Annotated in this window: 19 protein-coding genes and 1 pseudogene; 12 read left to right on the top strand and 8 right to left on the bottom strand. The window is 58.2% G+C overall.

Annotation, left to right across the window (positions count from 1 at the left end; translation table 11 throughout):
- Positions 1-4: 4 nt before the first annotated feature.
- The 3 genes and pseudogenes from PVA19_RS19825 to PVA19_RS19815 form a co-directional block, all read right to left on the bottom strand.
- Positions 5-507 (bottom strand): annotated as a pseudogene (locus PVA19_RS19825) (GrpB family protein).
- A 9-nt stretch (positions 508-516) separates the two neighbouring features.
- A complete protein-coding gene (gene tldD / locus PVA19_RS19820; RefSeq protein ID WP_062599450.1) occupies positions 517-1,932 on the bottom strand; it encodes a metalloprotease TldD in 1,416 nt (471 codons plus the stop codon).
- 140 nt (positions 1,933-2,072) lie between these two features.
- Positions 2,073-2,591 (bottom strand): invasion associated locus B family protein, encoded by a 519-nt coding sequence (locus PVA19_RS19815; protein ID WP_062425894.1) that lies wholly within the window; start codon positions 2,589-2,591, stop codon positions 2,073-2,075.
- Between the two features lie 367 nt (positions 2,592-2,958).
- On the opposite strand from PVA19_RS19815, the gene coxB reads away from it, so the two are divergent.
- The 12 genes from coxB (at position 2,959) to PVA19_RS19755 (ending at position 12,571) form a co-directional block, all read left to right on the top strand.
- Complete coding sequence (gene coxB / locus PVA19_RS19810) at positions 2,959-3,819, top strand: cytochrome c oxidase subunit II (RefSeq protein WP_062425893.1); 861 nt, start codon at positions 2,959-2,961, stop codon at positions 3,817-3,819.
- Between the two features lie 17 nt (positions 3,820-3,836).
- Positions 3,837-5,540, top strand: coding sequence for a cytochrome c oxidase subunit I (ctaD, locus tag PVA19_RS19805; RefSeq protein WP_111847567.1), 1,704 nt, complete (start codon positions 3,837-3,839; stop codon positions 5,538-5,540).
- 116 nt (positions 5,541-5,656) lie between these two features.
- Positions 5,657-6,610, top strand: coding sequence for a heme o synthase (locus tag PVA19_RS19800; protein ID WP_112519221.1), 954 nt, complete (start codon positions 5,657-5,659; stop codon positions 6,608-6,610).
- The gene (locus PVA19_RS19795; RefSeq protein ID WP_153311095.1) at positions 6,607-6,741 is read left to right on the top strand and encodes a hypothetical protein; all 135 of its coding nucleotides are present in this window, start codon (positions 6,607-6,609) and stop codon (positions 6,739-6,741) included. The genes PVA19_RS19800 and PVA19_RS19795 overlap by 4 nt, the downstream gene beginning before the upstream one ends.
- Positions 6,742-6,769: 28 nt before the next feature.
- Positions 6,770-7,378 (top strand): cytochrome c oxidase assembly protein, encoded by a 609-nt coding sequence (locus tag PVA19_RS19790; RefSeq protein ID WP_112359397.1) that lies wholly within the window; start codon positions 6,770-6,772, stop codon positions 7,376-7,378.
- 109 nt (positions 7,379-7,487) lie between these two features.
- Positions 7,488-8,372, top strand: coding sequence for a cytochrome c oxidase subunit 3 (locus PVA19_RS19785; protein WP_062425889.1), 885 nt, complete (start codon positions 7,488-7,490; stop codon positions 8,370-8,372).
- Positions 8,373-8,502: 130 nt separating this feature from the next.
- Positions 8,503-8,883, top strand: a complete 381-nt coding sequence (locus tag PVA19_RS19780; RefSeq protein WP_062599454.1) for a DUF983 domain-containing protein — start codon at positions 8,503-8,505, stop codon at positions 8,881-8,883.
- Entirely contained in the window at positions 8,852-9,628 is a 777-nt protein-coding gene (locus PVA19_RS19775) for an SURF1 family protein (RefSeq protein WP_274103915.1), read from the top strand. The genes PVA19_RS19780 and PVA19_RS19775 overlap by 32 nt, the downstream gene beginning before the upstream one ends.
- Positions 9,629-9,722: 94 nt before the next feature.
- Positions 9,723-10,769 carry a 4-hydroxy-3-methylbut-2-enyl diphosphate reductase gene (gene ispH / locus PVA19_RS19770; RefSeq protein WP_274103914.1) on the top strand — a complete coding sequence of 349 codons (1,047 nt, stop codon included), beginning with the start codon at positions 9,723-9,725 and terminating at the stop codon, positions 10,767-10,769.
- 31 nt (positions 10,770-10,800) lie between these two features.
- Positions 10,801-11,769, top strand: coding sequence for a homoserine kinase (locus tag PVA19_RS19765; protein WP_274103913.1), 969 nt, complete (start codon positions 10,801-10,803; stop codon positions 11,767-11,769).
- The gene (gene rnhA, locus PVA19_RS19760) at positions 11,766-12,209 is read left to right on the top strand and encodes a ribonuclease HI (protein ID WP_062425884.1); all 444 of its coding nucleotides are present in this window, start codon (positions 11,766-11,768) and stop codon (positions 12,207-12,209) included. Before PVA19_RS19765 ends, rnhA begins: the two co-directional genes overlap by 4 nt.
- 56 nt (positions 12,210-12,265) lie before the next feature.
- Positions 12,266-12,571, top strand: coding sequence for a Dabb family protein (locus PVA19_RS19755; protein ID WP_274103934.1), 306 nt, complete (start codon positions 12,266-12,268; stop codon positions 12,569-12,571).
- Between the two features lie 83 nt (positions 12,572-12,654).
- Here PVA19_RS19755 and PVA19_RS19750 read toward each other — a convergent pair whose 3' ends face one another.
- The 5 genes from PVA19_RS19750 to PVA19_RS19730 all read right to left on the bottom strand — a co-directional run bounded on the left by PVA19_RS19750 (position 12,655) and on the right by PVA19_RS19730 (position 16,878).
- Positions 12,655-13,551, bottom strand: coding sequence for a metal ABC transporter substrate-binding protein (locus PVA19_RS19750; protein WP_111847574.1), 897 nt, complete (start codon positions 13,549-13,551; stop codon positions 12,655-12,657).
- A 16-nt stretch (positions 13,552-13,567) separates the two neighbouring features.
- Positions 13,568-14,440 carry a metal ABC transporter permease gene (locus tag PVA19_RS19745; RefSeq protein WP_274103912.1) on the bottom strand — a complete coding sequence of 291 codons (873 nt, stop codon included), beginning with the start codon at positions 14,438-14,440 and terminating at the stop codon, positions 13,568-13,570.
- Positions 14,437-15,180 carry a metal ABC transporter ATP-binding protein gene (locus tag PVA19_RS19740; RefSeq protein ID WP_274103911.1) on the bottom strand — a complete coding sequence of 248 codons (744 nt, stop codon included), beginning with the start codon at positions 15,178-15,180 and terminating at the stop codon, positions 14,437-14,439. Before PVA19_RS19740 ends, PVA19_RS19745 begins: the two co-directional genes overlap by 4 nt.
- Positions 15,181-15,460: 280 nt before the next feature.
- On the bottom strand, positions 15,461-15,946 hold the full coding sequence (locus PVA19_RS19735) for a peroxiredoxin (protein ID WP_062425879.1): 486 nt from the start codon (positions 15,944-15,946) through the stop codon (positions 15,461-15,463).
- An 86-nt stretch (positions 15,947-16,032) separates the two neighbouring features.
- A complete protein-coding gene (locus PVA19_RS19730; protein ID WP_274103910.1) occupies positions 16,033-16,878 on the bottom strand; it encodes a protein-disulfide reductase DsbD domain-containing protein in 846 nt (281 codons plus the stop codon).
- Between the last annotated feature and the right edge of the window lie 100 nt (positions 16,879-16,978).

The raw sequence follows: 16,978 nt of genomic DNA, 5'->3' as shown, positions 1-16,978 counted from the left end.
GCGCTTAGGGCGCGGATGCGGGGGACGTGTCGGTATTCAGCGTCTCGCGAATGAAGTCGGACTTGGCGCGGGTATAGGCATCGCCATTGTCCGTGTATTGCTTGGCGAGAGCCATCTTAAGCGTCGCATAGTGATTGGCAAGAGAGGGGTTCTGGCGAAGGATATCACGGAAACGCAATCTGTTCTGCTGGGTGAGGCTATTGGGCGGGCAAAGATAAACGCGCAGACCCGGCAACGGATCCCGAAGCATAAAGGCAAACACCCCGTCATCGCGGCGAGACCCGCGCGGCTCGAGGCCAGCGGCTTGCATGCGCGCCCTGCCGTCTTCCATCTGCGTGGAATGTTTCAGAACAACGTCGATATCAATATAGGGCTTGGCGGCGTGCTGCCGACATGCTCGATGCCTTCGGTAATCTCGCCCAACAACGCTTCGAGACGGTCTTGGGTCTCGCGATAGAGGCGCGGCCAATCAGCATTATAGGGAACGATCTTGACGAGCGTCCCCATCTGCAGACCTCAGGCCTTGGTGCCGCCGACCGTGATCTGGTCCATGCGTAGATGCGGCTGGCCAACGCCAACCGGCACCCACTGGCCGGCCTTGCCGCAATTGCCGATGCCGGTGTCGAGCTTCATGTCGTTGCCGATCATCGTCACACGCTTCATCGCATCCGGTCCGTTGCCGATCAGCATGGCGCCCTTGACCGGCGCGCCGATCTTACCGTTCTCGATGAGATAGGCCTCCGTGCAGCCGAACACGAATTTGCCCGAGGTGATGTCCACCTGGCCACCGCCGAAGGAGACGGCGTAGATGCCCTTCTTGACCGACGCGATGATCTCGTCCGGTGTCTTGTCTCCGCCGAGCATGTAGGTGTTGGTCATGCGCGGCATAGGAACGTGGGAATATCCCTGGCGGCGTCCATTGCCTGTCGCCGTCATGCCCATCAGCCGGGCGTTTTGACGATCCTGCATATAGCCGACAAGCTTGCCGTTTTCGATCAGCACATTGTAGCCGGACGGCGTGCCCTCGTCGTCCACCGTCAGCGAGCCGCGACGGTTGTCGATGGTTCCATCATCCACCACTGTGACGCCAGGTGCTGCGACCATCTCACCAAGCAGGCCTGCGAAGGCCGATGTCTTCTTGCGGTTGAAATCACCCTCGAGACCATGCCCGACCGCCTCGTGCAGCATGACGCCGGGCCAGCCGGAGCCGAGCACGACATCCATTGTGCCGGCAGGCGCGTCGATTGCCGTCAGATTGACCAGCGCCTGGCGCAGCGCCTCGTCAGCGCCCCGCTGCCAGTTCTCGGTTGTAATGAAATCACCGAAGCCGACACGTCCGCCAATACCGTAGGAACCGGTCTCCTGGCGATCGCCTTCACCGGTGACCACGGAGATATTGATGCGTGTCATGGGGCGAACGTCACTGACGCGGTGCCCATCGGCGCGCAGAATATCGACGATCTGCCAGCTTGCCGCAATCGATGCCGTCACCTGGCGAACCTTGGGGTCTTTGTCGCGCAGATAGGTGTCGATCTCGGTCAGAAGCTTGACCTTTTCCTCGAAGGAGGGCGAGCCGATCGGGTTTTCGTCGCCGTAGAGCTTCTTGTTGGTGCGCTGGGGTGCCGCCGCATAGGAGCCGGAGTAGCCCTTGGTGACGGCGCCGACCGCATCGGCTGCGCGTTGCAGCGCGGCAGTCGAAAGCTCGCCCGCATGGGCGTAACCGACCGTCTCGCCGACAACGGCGCGAAGGCCAAAACCCTGATCGGTATTGAAACTGCCGCCTTTCAGGCGGCCATTGTCGAAGGTGAGCGATTCCGCCTGGGCATGTTCGACGAAGAGTTCGCCGTCATCGGCGCCTGCAAGGGCGTCCGCGACGCGGCTCCGCAAGGTCCCCTCATCGCAATCGAAAAGCGTCAGAAGGTCTTGGGTCATCGCGTACTCCAGGCGTCAGCATCCATCATCTATTCATGTGAGATTTAGGTGCTGGGATGAGCCGGCGCAAGCCGCCTCAGGGGTCTGTTTGGGAATTGTCGATCGGGCACAGCGCATCTGTCCGCCAGCCACAGCATACGTCAAGGGAGCGCGTCATAGCCTTCAGCAAAGCCGCTGAGTTCGATCGGAATACCCACGCGATCCTGGTCGACCGATTCACGCAATGCGAAAACCGCGTGCTTTCCCGCACGCAGAACCTTCATCAGCTCATCGTCGATGTCGACTTCCACATAGCAGCCCTCGGAAAAGCAGCGGGTGAAATAGGCACGGCCGATATTGTTATTGTCGATGTAGAGTTCCATTCCATCCTTGAGCAGCACGCCAAGCGGTGCGAGGATGCGAAGAATGCGGGATTTGCGGTCGGCGGTCTTCAGCACGACGACCGAAAGGCCGACTTCCGGGCGGTCGTCGGCAATGACGTTCTGCATCAATGCGCATTGCTCTTCGGACGCGCCCGCGGGCTTGTCGCAGATCACCGACCATGAGCCGTGCGTGGACTTCGGCGTACCAGGCGGCTGCTGGGCGACGCTCGCGCCGGACGCGAGAAGAGAGAAACCGGCGGCGACAAGAGCGGCGCGCGCAATCGGGGGCAGACGCATGGATACCTCTGGAATTCGAATCAGTGCGGCTATTTTGACGTCCGGTGCTGGAAATGAAAGAGCCGGGTCTCTCATTTCCAAGTGAGTACGGCCAAAATAGGACCTGTGGAGGCTTAAATCCAATACGGCCTCAGGAATGATGAGTGCCGTTTTTGGTTTTTCGATATGGTTTCAACGATGCGTGAGTGGGAAAAATTAGGGGGAAGAAAAATGCCACTCTGCAAAAGCTGGGCGATATTGCGGCGGCGGGCAAACTATGATTTGAGTCTAATACTATAAGCATGGATTCTGTGCCTGGGATTGATCATGACCGGGTGCGTGAGGGAGAGGTACCGTGATTACTAGGATTAACGCAGCGTTTGCGGGCATGATCTGTCTGCTCTCGGCTGTCGGCGCCCGCGCTGACCAGCCGAAGGATTGGCAGATGGGATTGCAGGAGGCCGCAACGCCAATCATGCACGAAATTCGTTGGTTTGAACAATATACCCTGTGGTTTATCGTTCCCGTCACGCTTTTCGTTCTCGTCCTGCTCATTCTCGTTGTTGCGAAGTTCAGGGCATCCAAGAATCCGGTACCGTCCAAGACCAGCCACAATACGGCGATCGAAATCATCTGGACGCTGGCTCCCGTTCTCATTCTTCTTTTCCTGGCATTCCCGTCCTTCAACCTGCTCAACGCGCAGCTGACGCAGCCGGAAAATCCTGACCTGACATTGAAGGCAACCGCCACCCAATGGCAGTGGAACTACGAATACCAGGCGGCAGAAGGTTCAGAGCCTCTGGCCTTCGACAGCTACTTGTTGAAGGATGCCGACCGCGCTGCTGCTGGCAAGGAAAACCGCGCGATCTATCCTCGCCTTCTCGCCGTCGATAATGAAATGGTTGTTCCGGTGAACAAGACGGTTCGTCTTCTCGTCACCGCTGCGCCGACGGATGTCATTCATGCGTTTGCGATGCCGGCCTTCGGTGTCAAGATCGATGCCGTTCCTGGCCGTCTGAACGAAACCTGGTTCAAGACGGAGAAAGAAGGACTTTACTACGGTCAGTGTTCCGAGCTTTGCGGCAAGGATCACGCTTTCATGCCGATTGCCATACGGGTGGTTTCCGAAGAGCAATATAAAACCTGGGCTGCTGCCGCTGCTTCTGATTTGAGCGGTGCCAACCGGGCGCTGATGGCTTCTGTGGATGGCGCAAGCGCCCTTCGCGTCGCTGCAAATGAAACCAACTAAGGCAAGGGGTGAGGACAATGGCTGGACATTCCGCACACGACGACCATCACTCTCATGATCGTGCCGCCCATGGCGCGCATGGCGACGATCACGCGCATCACGATCATATGCCGAGCTTTGCGCAGCGTTGGTTCTTCTCGACCAACCATAAAGATATCGGCACGCTCTATCTGATCTTCGCAATCATTGCCGGCATCATCGGCGGCGGCCTTTCGGTCGTCATGCGCATGGAGCTGCAGGAACCGGGCATCCAGATCTTCCACGGCCTGGCAACCATGGTCTATGGCTTCGAAGGTGATGCGGCCATCGACGGCGGCAAGCACATGTACAATGTGTTCACCACCGCGCATGCGCTCATCATGATCTTCTTCATGGTCATGCCCGCCATGATCGGCGGTTTTGCCAACTGGATGGTGCCGATCATGATCGGCGCGCCGGACATGGCTTTCCCGCGCTTGAACAACATCTCCTTCTGGCTGCTCGTGCCCGCCTTCATTCTGCTTCTTCTTTCGCTCTTCGTCGAAGGTCCGGCAGGTGCCTATGGTGTGGGTGGTGGCTGGACCATGTATCCACCGCTATCAACGAGCGGTATGCCGGGGCCGGCGGTCGATCTTGCGATCTTCGCGCTTCACGTTGCCGGTGCATCCTCGATCCTCGGTGCGATCAACTTCATCACCACGATCCTCAACATGCGCGCGCCCGGCATGACGCTGCACAAGATGCCGCTGTTTGCCTGGTCCGTGCTCGTTACCGCCTTCCTTCTGCTTCTGTCGCTTCCGGTTCTGGCAGGTGGCATTACCATGCTTCTGACGGACCGCAATTTCGGCACCACCTTCTTCTCTCCTGACGGCGGCGGCGACCCGATCCTCTACCAGCACCTGTTCTGGTTCTTCGGCCACCCGGAAGTGTATATTCTGATCCTGCCCGGCTTCGGCATCATCAGCCACATCGTGTCGACCTTCTCGCTGAAGCCGATCTTCGGTTACCTCGGCATGGCCTATGCCATGGTCGCGATCGGTGCCGTCGGCTTCATCGTGTGGGCACACCACATGTATACCGTCGGCCTCTCGCTTGAAGCGCAGCGCTACTTCGTCTTTGCAACCATGGTGATCGCGGTGCCGACCGGCATCAAGATCTTCTCCTGGATCGCAACGATGTGGGGCGGCTCGCTGACCTTTACGACACCGATGATCTGGGCAATCGGCTTCATCTTCCTCTTCACGGTGGGTGGTGTTACCGGCGTTCAGCTCGCCAATGCCGGTCTCGACCGTTCGCTGCACGACACCTATTACGTCGTAGCGCACTTCCACTACGTGTTGTCGCTGGGTGCCGTCTTCGCGATCTTTGCTGGCTGGTACTACTGGTTCCCGAAGATCACCGGCTACATGTACAACCAAAAGATCGGCAATCTGCACTTCTGGGTCATGTTCGTCGGCGTCAACCTGATCTTCTTCCCGCAGCACTTCTTGGGTCTGGCCGGCATGCCGCGCCGCTATATCGACTATCCGGATGCCTATGCGGGCTGGAACCTGGTCTCGTCCTACGGCTCCTACATCTCGGCGGTTGCTGTCCTGATCTTCCTCTTCGGCGTCTGGGAAGCCTTCGCCAAGAAGCGTATCGCTGGCGATAATCCCTGGGGTCCAGGTGCCACCACGCTGGAATGGCAGCTGTCGTCTCCTCCGCCGTACCACCAGTGGGAGCAGCTTCCGCGCATCCGCTGAGGCATTTTGTCCGAGCGTTTTGTCCGGCGTAACATGATAGATGTCAGTTTTACGCCGGGCGAAATGAGAAATGGCGCCGCATTGCAATGGGGCGCCTTTCGGGAAAGCAGGAAATAATGACCGTTATTGACAATCACGACACGCTGGCAATCGACTCCGCCTCGCTTTCGGAAGCCGGCGCGCGCGATTACTTCGAGCTCTTGAAACCCCGCGTGATGTCGCTCGTGGTTTTTACGGCCTTTGCCGGACTTATTCTCGCCCCGGGTCAAATCAACCCGATCCTCGGCGTGATTGCGATCCTTTGCATCGCGGTCGGCGCAGGCGCGTCGGGCGCGTTGAATATGTGGTACGATGCCGATATCGATGCGGTCATGTCTCGCACGGCCAAGCGCCCCATTCCATCTGGCCGGATTGCGCCGGGTGAGGCGCTTGCCTTCGGACTGACGCTCTCGGTCTTCTCGGTTGCTATTCTGGGTCTCGCGGTCAACTGGTTTGCTGCCGGTCTTCTGGCCTTCACCATCTTCTTCTATGCCGTCGTCTATACGATGTGGCTCAAGCGCTCGACGCCACAGAACATCGTGATCGGTGGGGCTGCAGGTGCTTTCCCGCCCATGCTCGGCTGGGCTTGCGTCACGGGTAACGTGTCCCTCGACAGCACCATCCTGTTTCTGATCATCTTCCTGTGGACGCCCGCGCATTTCTGGGCCTTGGCGCTGTTCAAGATGCGCGACTACGGCTCCGTCGGCATCCCGATGATGCCGAATGTCGCTGGTGAACGCTCGACCAAGAACCAGATGATTGCCTATTCCGTGCTGACCATGGCGGTTGCCGTGGCACCCTATTTCTCCGGTCTCGCCGGATTGGGCTATGGAATTTTCGCTGCCGTGCTGAGCGTCATCTTCGTCTACTGTTCTATCACCGTTCGGCGCATGCCGGATGGCGATGAAAAGATGATGCCGGCAAAGAAGATGTTCGCTTACTCGGTATTCTACCTGTTTGCGATTTTCTCCGCGCTTCTGGCCGATCATCTCGTGCCGTCCTTTGTCACGATGTTTGGGGGTGCGGCATGATCGAGACCGTAAAGCTCAACGAAGCGCAGAAGAGATCGAGGCGCGGGAGAAATATCGCGCTGGGCCTCACGCTCGCGGCCCTGGTGGTGCTCTTCTACATCATCACCATCATCAAGATCGGCGGTCACTAGACCGGACGACGCTCGGGAGGAGGGAGACATGGCAACAGCTCAAAAGACGACGGGAAGCAGAAAGACGAGCAACGGCTCGATCCTTGTGCTGTGTCTCGTCTTCGTCTGCGGCATGGTCGGCATGGCCTATGCCTCCGTGCCCCTCTACCGCCTGTTCTGCCAGGTCACCGGCTATAACGGCACCACCCAGCGCGTCGAGCAATATTCCGATGTCATCCTCGACAAGACGATGAAGGTGACGTTTGATTCCAACACCTCCAACGGTCTGAACTGGGACTTCCGACCGGTGAACAAGATGGTCGAGCCTCGGATTGGCGAGACGATCCAGGTGACCTTCAAGGCGACCAACCGTTCTCCCGTGGCAACGACGGGGACCGCCGTCTTCAACGTGACGCCGATGGAAGCCGGCGCCTATTTCAACAAGGTGCAGTGCTTCTGCTTCACCGAGACGACGCTTCAGCCGGGTGAGACGCTGGAAATGCCGGTGGTTTTCTTTATCGATCCGGAAATCGTCAAGGCTCGGGAAACGAAGAACATTCATACACTGACCTTGTCCTATACGTTTTACCCGTCGAAAACGGAAAAACCGGTTGCGTCCTTGCCGGCAAAGACGGAACGTGACGAAACGAGACTTTGAGAGAGGGAGGCGTGGTTGCAAGATCGCGCCAGGGAATGAACCGGTCGCCTGATATCAGGTCAGCGAGACGGGTTCGCGAAATTGGGAAGAGCCTTCGGGGATTGATCACATGGCAGATACGCATCAGAAGAACCACGACTACCATATCATAAGCCCGAGTCCATGGCCGCTTCTGGCATCGATCGGCGCTTTCGTGCTGACCTTTGGCGGCATCTGTTACATGCGCTACCTGAATGGCAGTTCCTTCAAGCTGTTCGGCTTCGAACTTGCCAATCCCTGGATGTTCTATATCGGCCTCGTGATCGTTCTTTACACCATGTATGCGTGGTGGGCGGATACGATCAAGGAAGGCGACGAGGGACACCATACGCCGGTCGTCTCGCTGCATCTGCGCTACGGCATGATCATGTTCATCGCCTCGGAAGTCATGTTCTTCGTGGCATGGTTCTGGGCGTACTTCGATGCGAGCCTCTATCCGCATGAAGCCATCCAGGCCGCGCGTCTTGCTTATACGGGCGGTCAGTGGCCGCCGAAGGGCATCGAGGTGATCGATCCGTGGCATCTGCCGCTCTACAACACCATCATCCTGCTGTTGTCGGGAACTTGTGTTACCTGGGCGCACCATGCTCTGCTGCACAATGACCGCAAGGGCATGATAACCGGCCTGGCTCTGACCGTTGCACTTGGCGTGCTTTTCTCGGCCGTACAGTTTTACGAATACGTCCACGCTCCGTTCGATTTCAAGAATTCGATCTACGGCGCGACATTCTTCATGTCCACGGGCTTCCATGGTTTCCACGTCTTCGTTGGAACGATCTTCCTGCTGGTCTGCCTGTTCCGTGCCATCGCTGGCGGGTTCACTCCGAAGCATCACTTCGGCTTCGAAGCAGCGGCGTGGTACTGGCACTTCGTTGACGTTGTCTGGCTTTTCCTCTTCTTCGCCATCTACATCTGGGGCGGCTGGGGCGCGCCACTGGCGGAGACTGGCCACTGAAGAGGCTTGTAGAGGGCGGTGCAATGCCGCCCCTACGCTTGATGGCGAAGGGCAGGTGTCGCTTCATCTAGCGGCGAAATGAGCGCGGCAGGTTGCCGCGCTTCTTGTGTCCAGGGATGGAGGAGCTAGGATGCACGATACTGGAGAGTTCCCTCCCGTCGATCCTATCAAGGTCGGACTGCAAGGCTGCTGCCCCCGCTGTGGGCGCGGCAAACTGTTCGATGGATTTATCAAGCTAAAACCACGTTGCAGCGCGTGCGGGCTGGATTATGCTTTTGCCGACGCTGGCGATGGTCCGGCCGTCTTCGTCATGCTGATCGTCGGTTTTCTGATCATCGGCCTTGCACTCTGGTTCGATTCCGTTTTCGCGCCGCCAGTCTGGCTTCATGCCTTGATCTGGCTTCCCTTGACGGTGATCGTTTCGCTACTTCTGCTGCGCAAGTTCAAGGGTATCATGGTGGCACTGCAATATCGCAACAATGCCAGTGAAGGTAAAATCGACCATGGGTGACCCCGCCGGTCTCAAGCCATCTCACCGGCGCTTATGGTTTGCCGGTCCGCTGGTGCTTTTGTTGCTGATTATTCTGCTGTCGCTCGGCACTTGGCAGGTGAAGCGCCTCTACTGGAAGGAAGCCCTGCTGAGCGAAATTGACCTCCGGGTCCATTCCGCTCCTATTGAACTGAGCGAAATCCAGGCGATCGCCTCGTCGGGTGGTAACATCGAATATCGCACCGTTCGGCTTTCTGGCATTTTCGATCACGCCAGGGAGCGGCACTTCTTCGCCACGCATCAGGGGCAGACGGGCTATTATGTCTATACGCCGCTGACGCTGGATGATGGTCGGGAGATCTTCATCAATCGTGGCTTCGTACCTTACGACATGAAAGATCCAGCCAAGCGTGAGCAGGGGCAGATCGCTGGTCGCGTCACGATCGAGGGGCTTGCGCGCGCGCAGCTTGCGGCCAAGCCATCCATGATGCTGCCCGACAACGACCTTGCCAAGAATATCTTCTACTGGAAAGATATTCACGCCATGGCCAAGAGTGCCGGCGTTCCTGCCGAAAAGCTCGTGCCGTTTTTCATTGATGCCAATGACGCACCCAATCCGGGCGGTTGGCCAAAGGGCGGCGTGACGCTGATCGACCTGCCCAATAATCACCTGCAATATGCGATTACATGGTACGGTCTTGCAGCCGCCCTTGTCTTCGTGGCCGGTTTTGCCTATGTGCGGAGCATGAAAGGCCCGAAGGAGTAGGGCAGCCTCGCTTGCACGGCTTGCTGCTGGCGGGCGACAATCATCGGGCAACGCTTGCGGTGTCTATGAAATGCGGCAGGCGAAAGGAGCAGGAATGAACAAGGCCGTGTCCAAGCCGCCTCTCACTATCAGGCTCTGTGGCCCGCGCGGTTTCTGCGCCGGTGTCGACCGGGCGATCCAGATCGTCGTGCTGGCGCTGAAAGCCTATGGCGCTCCGGTCTATGTGCGCCACGAGATCGTCCATAACCGTTACGTCGTCGAGGGGCTGGAAGCCAAGGGTGCGATCTTCGTCGAGGAACTCAACGAAATCCCTGCCGAACATCGCCAGCAGCCTGTGGTGTTCTCCGCCCATGGCGTGCCGAAATCCGTGCCGGAAGACGCGCAGGCGCGCAACCTCTTCTATCTTGATGCCACATGTCCGCTTGTCTCCAAGGTCCACAAGCAGGCCATGCGCCACCAGCGACTTGGTCGCCATGTCATCCTCATCGGCCATGCCGGCCATCCGGAAGTCATCGGCACCATGGGGCAGTTGCCCGAGGGCACCGTATCGCTGATCGAGACGGTGGAAGACGCAGCGCTTTATCAGCCGCTCGATGCCGAAAACCTCGGATTCGTGACGCAGACGACGCTCTCCGTCGATGATACGGCGGGCGTTATCGCCAAGCTGCAGGAACGGTTCCCGGCCATGCAGGCGCCAGCCGCCGACAGCATCTGCTACGCCACCACCAACCGCCAGGATGCGGTGAAGCAGGCGGCCCCCGGCTGTGACCTCTTCATCGTCGTCGGCGCACCGAACTCGTCCAATTCGAAGCGTCTGGTGGAAGTTGCCTTGCGTGCCGGCGCTCAGCGCTCCGTGCTGGTGCAGCGTGCCGCAGAAATCGACTGGAGCGAAATCGGCGACGTGCGCACCGTAGGCCTATCGGCAGGTGCATCCGCGCCGGAGGTCATCGTCGACGAAATCATTCAGGCCTTTAAAGAACGCTTCGACACGACACTTGATCTTGCCGTAACGGTAGAAGAGACCGAGCATTTTCTGGTGAATCGCGAGCTTCGCAATATTGAACTCACCACCGAAGACATGGCATTCGTCAATGGCAGTGCGAGCGACGCGCTTCCTGCGAAAGCCGCGCTGAACGGCTAATCCTTTTTCATTCCTTTTCAAGAGAATTCCATTGGCAGTTTACACGGACATCACCGAAGACGAGCTGAGACAGTTTCTTGGCCAATATGACGTCGGCGAATTGACCTCCTATAAAGGGATCGCCGAGGGTGTCGAAAACTCCAATTTCCTGCTGCACACGACGAAAGACCCGCTGATCCTGACGCTCTACGAGAAGCGCGTGGAGAAGTCTGATCTGCCCTTCTTTTTGGGACTGATGCAGCATCTGGCCGACAAGGGGCTGTCCTGCCCGCTGCCCCTGCCGCGAAAAGACGGTGCGCTACTAGGCGAGTTGTCCGGCCGGCCGGCAGCGCTGATTTCGTTTTTGGAAGGCATGTGGCTTAGAAAGCCTGAGGCTAAGCATTGCCGGGAAGTCGGCAAGGCGCTGGCGGCCATGCACGTGGCAGGCGAAGGATTCGACATCAAGCGGCCGAACGCTCTTTCGCTCGAGGGCTGGAAGGTGTTGTGGGAGAAGTCCGAAGCCCGCGCCGACGAAGTCGAAAGTGGTCTGAAGGACGAGATCGATCCGGAAATCGCCTTCCTCGCCGCCAATTGGCCGAAGGATTTGCCGTCGGGCGTCATCCATGCCGATCTCTTTCAGGACAATGTCTTCTTCCTGGGCGATGAGCTCTCCGGCCTGATCGACTTCTATTTTGCCTGCAACGATCTTCTCGCCTATGACGTCTCGATCTGCCTCAATGCCTGGTGCTTCGAGAAGGATGGTTCCTATAACGTCACCAAGGGCAAGGCACTGCTTGAGGGCTATCAATCGGTACGCCCGATGAGTGAAGCCGAGCTGGAGGCCATGCCGATTCTGGCGCGTGGCTCCGCACTGCGCTTCTTCCTGACCCGCCTCTATGACTGGTTGACGACGCCCGCTGGCGCTCTGGTGGTCAAAAAGGATCCGCTTGAATATCTGCGCAAGTTGCGCTTTCACCGCTCCATTGGCCATGTGGCCGAATATGGTCTGGTGGAAGAATGAAGCATGTCGATATCTTCACCGATGGCGCCTGTTCGGGCAATCCCGGACCGGGCGGCTGGGGTGCCGTACTTCGCTATGGCGAGGTGGAAAAGGAACTGAACGGCGGCGAGGCGGACACCACCAACAATCGCATGGAACTAATGGCGGCCATTGAGGCGCTCAACGCGCTGAAGGCGCCGTGCGAGGTCGATCTTTACACCGATAGCGCTTACGTCAAGGATGGCATCACCAAGTGGATTTTCGGCTGGAAGAAAAAGGGCTGGAAGACCGCCGACAATAAACCGGTCAAGAATGTCGAACTCTGGCAGGCTCTGGAGACGGCGCGCGAGCGACACAAGGTCACGCTGCACTGGGTCAAGGGTCATGCCGGACATCCGGAAAACGAACGCGCCGATGAACTGGCGCGAAAAGGCATGGAACCGTTCAAACGGCGGTCATGAAGCGATGGTGTAGTCTCGGACCGAGCTGCACAGTCGAAGAGGAGAGACACTTGACGATACTTCACTGCGTATTCCTGCGGTTTAAATCCGCAACCACCACGTCCGACAAACAGGCGATCTATGAGGCAATCATGGCGCTCAAGGACGTCATTCCCGGCATTTCCGACATCAAATGCGGCCAGAACGTATCGTCGGAAGGCTTGAACGGTGGGTTCCTGGATGGCTTCATCGTCACCTTTGAGAGCACAGAAGCGCGAGACGACTATCTCGTGCATCCGGAACACATCGAGGTTGGTGAACGCCTGGCTGGCCTGACCGATGGCGGCCTGGCCGGCATCCTCGTTTTCGACATGGCTGTCTGACCACACGCAGCCAAGTTTCCGACATCGATGATGAATGGCCCTCATCACCCGGCTTGGGGTAACGAGGGCCATTCAGTTTCAAATCAACTGGACTTGTTGATGGCATCGGCGATCTTGTCGACGTTGTAGCGGAACATCTTCTCATATGTCGGTGCAGGGCCATTCGCCTTGGAGAGGGACTCGACATACAGTTCACCGCCGGGGGCAGCGCCCGTTGCCTTGGCCACCTGCTTGACCAGTCTCGGGTCATTCGAGTTTTCGAAGAAATAGGTTTTGACGTGCTCTGCCTTGATCTGCTCGATCAGCTTTGCCACGTCGCCGGCAGAGGCTTCCGTTTCCGTCGAAACGCCGAGCGGCGAGAGAAACGTGACGTTATACTCACGGCCGAAATAACCGAAGGCATCGTGGCTTGTGAGGATCTTACGGCGATCCTGTGGGATGGGATCGAACTTCTGGTGCGCGTAACGATCCAATTCATCGAGCTTCTGAAGATAGGCGGCAGCATTTGCCTTGAAATCATCCTTGTCGGCGGGGTCGGCCGCGGCAAGCGTCGTCTCGATATTCTTTACCCATACCTTGACGTTGACCGGGCTGTTCCATACATGCGGATCGGTCACCGTCTTGCCGTCCTCATCCATCTCGCGCGTCTTGATGCCCTGGGACACATCGACAGGTGTTCCCTTGTAGCCCGACGCGGAAATCAGCCGGTCCATCCATCCTTCCAGACCAAGCCCGCTGACAAAGACGACATCTGCGGCATTCAGGCTTTTCGCATTCGCAGGCGACGGTTCGAATTCATGAGGGTCGCCATCCGGCTTGACCAGGCTGGTAACGGTCACATGCTTGCCGCCCACCTGCTTCACCACATCGGCAAGCACGGTGAAGGAGGCGACGGCTTTCACCTCTCCCGCCAAAGCGGCGGTGGAAAAGGCCATGGCGATGGGAAGTGCGGTAGAAAGAAGGAAGAGGCGTGGTGACATTGGCATTCTCCTAAAATTAGCCCTTTAGATGAGGGCGGGTGAAAATGCGGGAACCAAGGCCCGCTGGCGCAACCAGAATGGAGAGCCCGTAGAGACAGGTGGCCGCGATGATGATGGTTGGTCCGGACGCCGTCTCGAAATGGTAGGAAGCAACGAGGCCCAGATAGCCGGAGGCAGCGGCACTGCCGCTGGCAATCGCCAGCATGGCGGGCAGGCTGCGTGCCCAAAGTTGGGCGATAGCTGCTGGCAGCATCATCAGGCCGACAGCCATCAGTGTTCCAAGCGCCTGGAAACTGGCGACCAGATTGATGACGACGAGCAGCAGGAATGCCACATGATAGATTGGGCCCCGGCCGCCGACGGCGCGTAAGAATCCGGGGTCGAAGCACTCGGTGACCAGTGGTCGGTAGATGATTGCCATCACCACCACCGTCAGCGAAGTAATCGCACCGATCTGATAGAGCGCTGGCGCATCGATCGCGAGGATCGTGCCGAAGAGCACATGCAGCAGATCGACATTTGAGCCGTGCAGGGAGACGATCAGGACCCCAAGCGCCAGCGACGCCAGATAGAAACTTGCAAAGCTCGCATCTTCCTGAAGCGGAGTTACGCGGCTGACGATGCCGGAAAGAAGTGCAACCGAAAGCCCCGCAACGAGACCTCCAAGCCCCATGGCGGTCAGAGACAGCGAGCCGGCCACCAGATAGCCAATTGCCGCACCCGGGAGAATGGCGTGGCTCAGGGCATCCCCCATCAGGCTCATCCGCCGCAGGGCAAGCAGGACACCGATGGGGCTTGCGCCAACCGAGAGGCAAAGGCAGGCGACGAGTGCCCGACGCATGAAGCCGTAATCCTGAAACGGCGCAATCAAGAGATCATAGGCCGTCATGCGGCGGGCTCGCAGATGTCGCTATTCTCGTCCCAACGTTCGGCCATGGCGCGGGCGCGCAGGAGATTGGCGGGTGACATGACATCGGCAGTCGCACCCCAGCCAACGAGGTCGCGGGCGATCAGCAGCGTCTGAGGGAAGTGCGCCCGCACCTGATCGAAATCGTGCAGGACGGCAATCACGGTACGCCCTTCGCCATGCCAGCGCGCGACGATGTCGAGCAGATCCCGGGTCGTTCTGGCATCGATAGCGGTGAAGGGCTCATCGAGCAGAATGACCTTGGCATCCTGCACCAGAAGCCGTGCGAAGAGCACACGCTGAAACTGCCCGGCCGACAGTGAGCCAATCGGTCGTCTCTCGAAGCCCTCAAGACCGACCGCCAACAATGCGTGGCGACCTGCGTTCAACTGCTCAGCCGTGACGCGCCCAAATGCGCCCGCCGCCTTCCAAGCTCCGAGCAATACGGTATCGAGAACGGAAATCGGAAAGCGCCGGTTGATATCGGCGGCTTGCGGAAGATAGCCAAAATCGGAGCGCTTCAAGGAGTGAATGATCCGCCCCTCCGATGGCCGCAACTCGCCGATGATGGATTTGAGCAGTGTGGATTTGCCTGCACCGTTTGGTCCAGCGATGGCCGTCAGGCTTCCGGCATGAAAAGCACCGGAGATATGATGAACCGCCGGATGGCGCTCATAGGCTACGGTGAGGTTCTCGATCTGAAGAACGGGCGTGTCGATCATGGCAAAACCACAGCCCAATAGATCGCGGCCCAAAGAGGCAGGAGGAGCAGGAAAACCAGAAGAATTCGGTGCGCTGCGGATTGGCGCAGCAGGGGGGACGGGAAAAATAAACGCAACATGGCGCGCTCACAAAAATGTTATACCGTTACTGTTATGGTGTAACAATTGAGGCGGAAGAAAGGCGCGCTTCATCAGTTTCTTCGAGCGTCACGATGTCCCTTGAATGCAAAAGGCCCGACGCGATGTCGGGCCAATTTCGATGACGTATCGACCGTAAAGATCAGAGCTGTTCGATCATCGTGGCAGCGGAGGAAACCGTTGCCTGGCCGGGATTTTCTTCGATGTTCAGAGACTTGACCACGCCGTCATCCACTAGCATGGAATAGCGCTTGGAGCGCACGCCGAGACCGCCGCCGGAAAGGTCTGCATCAAGGCCAAGCGCCTTGGTGAAGGACGCGTCCCAGTCTGCGAGGAAGTGGATCTTGCCCTGGCCACCGCTCGATTGAGCCCATGCGCCCATGACGTGCCAGTCATTGACCGCAACGACGGCAATATCGTCCACGCCACGTGCGAGGATGGCGTCACGATTTTCCAGATAGCCGGGCAGGTGGTTCAAAGAGCAGGTTGGTGTGAATGCGCCTGGAACGGCAAAGACGACAACCTTCTTGCCGCTGAAAAGCTCGTCGGTCGTGGTTTCGACAGGGCCATCCGTGGTCTTTTCCTTGAAGGTCGCGGAGGGCAGCTTGTCGCCGATCTTGATGGTCATAATATCGCTCCTGTGGCAATGACGGCGCGACTATAGAGCATGATCGAGAAAACTGTGAAGCCGTTTTCTCGGATAGCTGAGATCCCTTACTGAGCAGGGAAATTCAGCGGTGCTTCCATGGCGCGCGCGCCGGATTTGACCAGAATGTGCCAGCTCTGCCCCTTTGGATTGTAGCTCTTCGGTAGACCCTTGATGTTCATGTAGAAGGAGAGTTTGCGCTTGTCGCGCACCAGGTTCTGCGGCTCGAAATAGGCATAGCCAGATGGCCCGGCGACATAGATGTCGGCCTCTTTCGGCGCTCCCTCGGGCAAATACAGCTCCACGCCGAGCAAGGTCTTGTCCGGCGTGATGTGAAAGTTGACCACCTTGAAATCGTCCGATGGCGCCTCTGGAAGATTTGCCTTGCTCGACTGGATGAAGGCGACCTCGTCTTCCGTTGCCTCTGCCTTCCTGTCGATGTCGAAGCTTGCTTCGAAAGGGATGCAGATATTGAGGCAGACGCCGATGAAAGCCGTCAGCTTTGCCGCGTCGGTGTCATGGCCTGCGCCGGACTGCAAGGTAATCGGAAAGTTCACCGGCTGGTCGTAGCCAATATCGGTGATGTCGTCATTCTTGATCAGCTTCGGCACGGGGAACGACATGGAAGACAGTGTCACGCCGCTTGCCGGGTCGGGCTTCAACTGCGGCGGTATGCCCGCTTCCCCCGGCTCACGCCAATAGGTGATCCAGCCAGGCTTGAGATCGATCTGAAGCACCGCCTCGATTTTTCCGCTGCTATCCGGCGGCAGGCTTACGACGCGCATGCGCCCGCCTTCGCTCGTTGCCCATTCGGTCGTGTCGGCCTTGGCAGCCTCTGCAATGACTATCGTTGAAACAAACGCGATAAAGGCGATCAGAAAGGTGCGAAGGGGGGAGGAGATCGAACGGGTCATACTCTTCGTCTAGCGCAACCCGGGTGAAGCGACCAGTTACGATTTTGTCTCATTCATCATTTTCGGTTGATTGATAGGTCGCTATGCCTCATCCTTACCA

This window comes from Agrobacterium sp. CNPSo 3708 (assembly GCF_028674915.1).
Taxonomy (GTDB): domain Bacteria; phylum Pseudomonadota; class Alphaproteobacteria; order Rhizobiales; family Rhizobiaceae; genus Agrobacterium; species Agrobacterium cavarae.
Note: the sequence above shows the minus strand (reverse complement) of the source record. Positions and strands in the feature narration are given on the sequence as shown.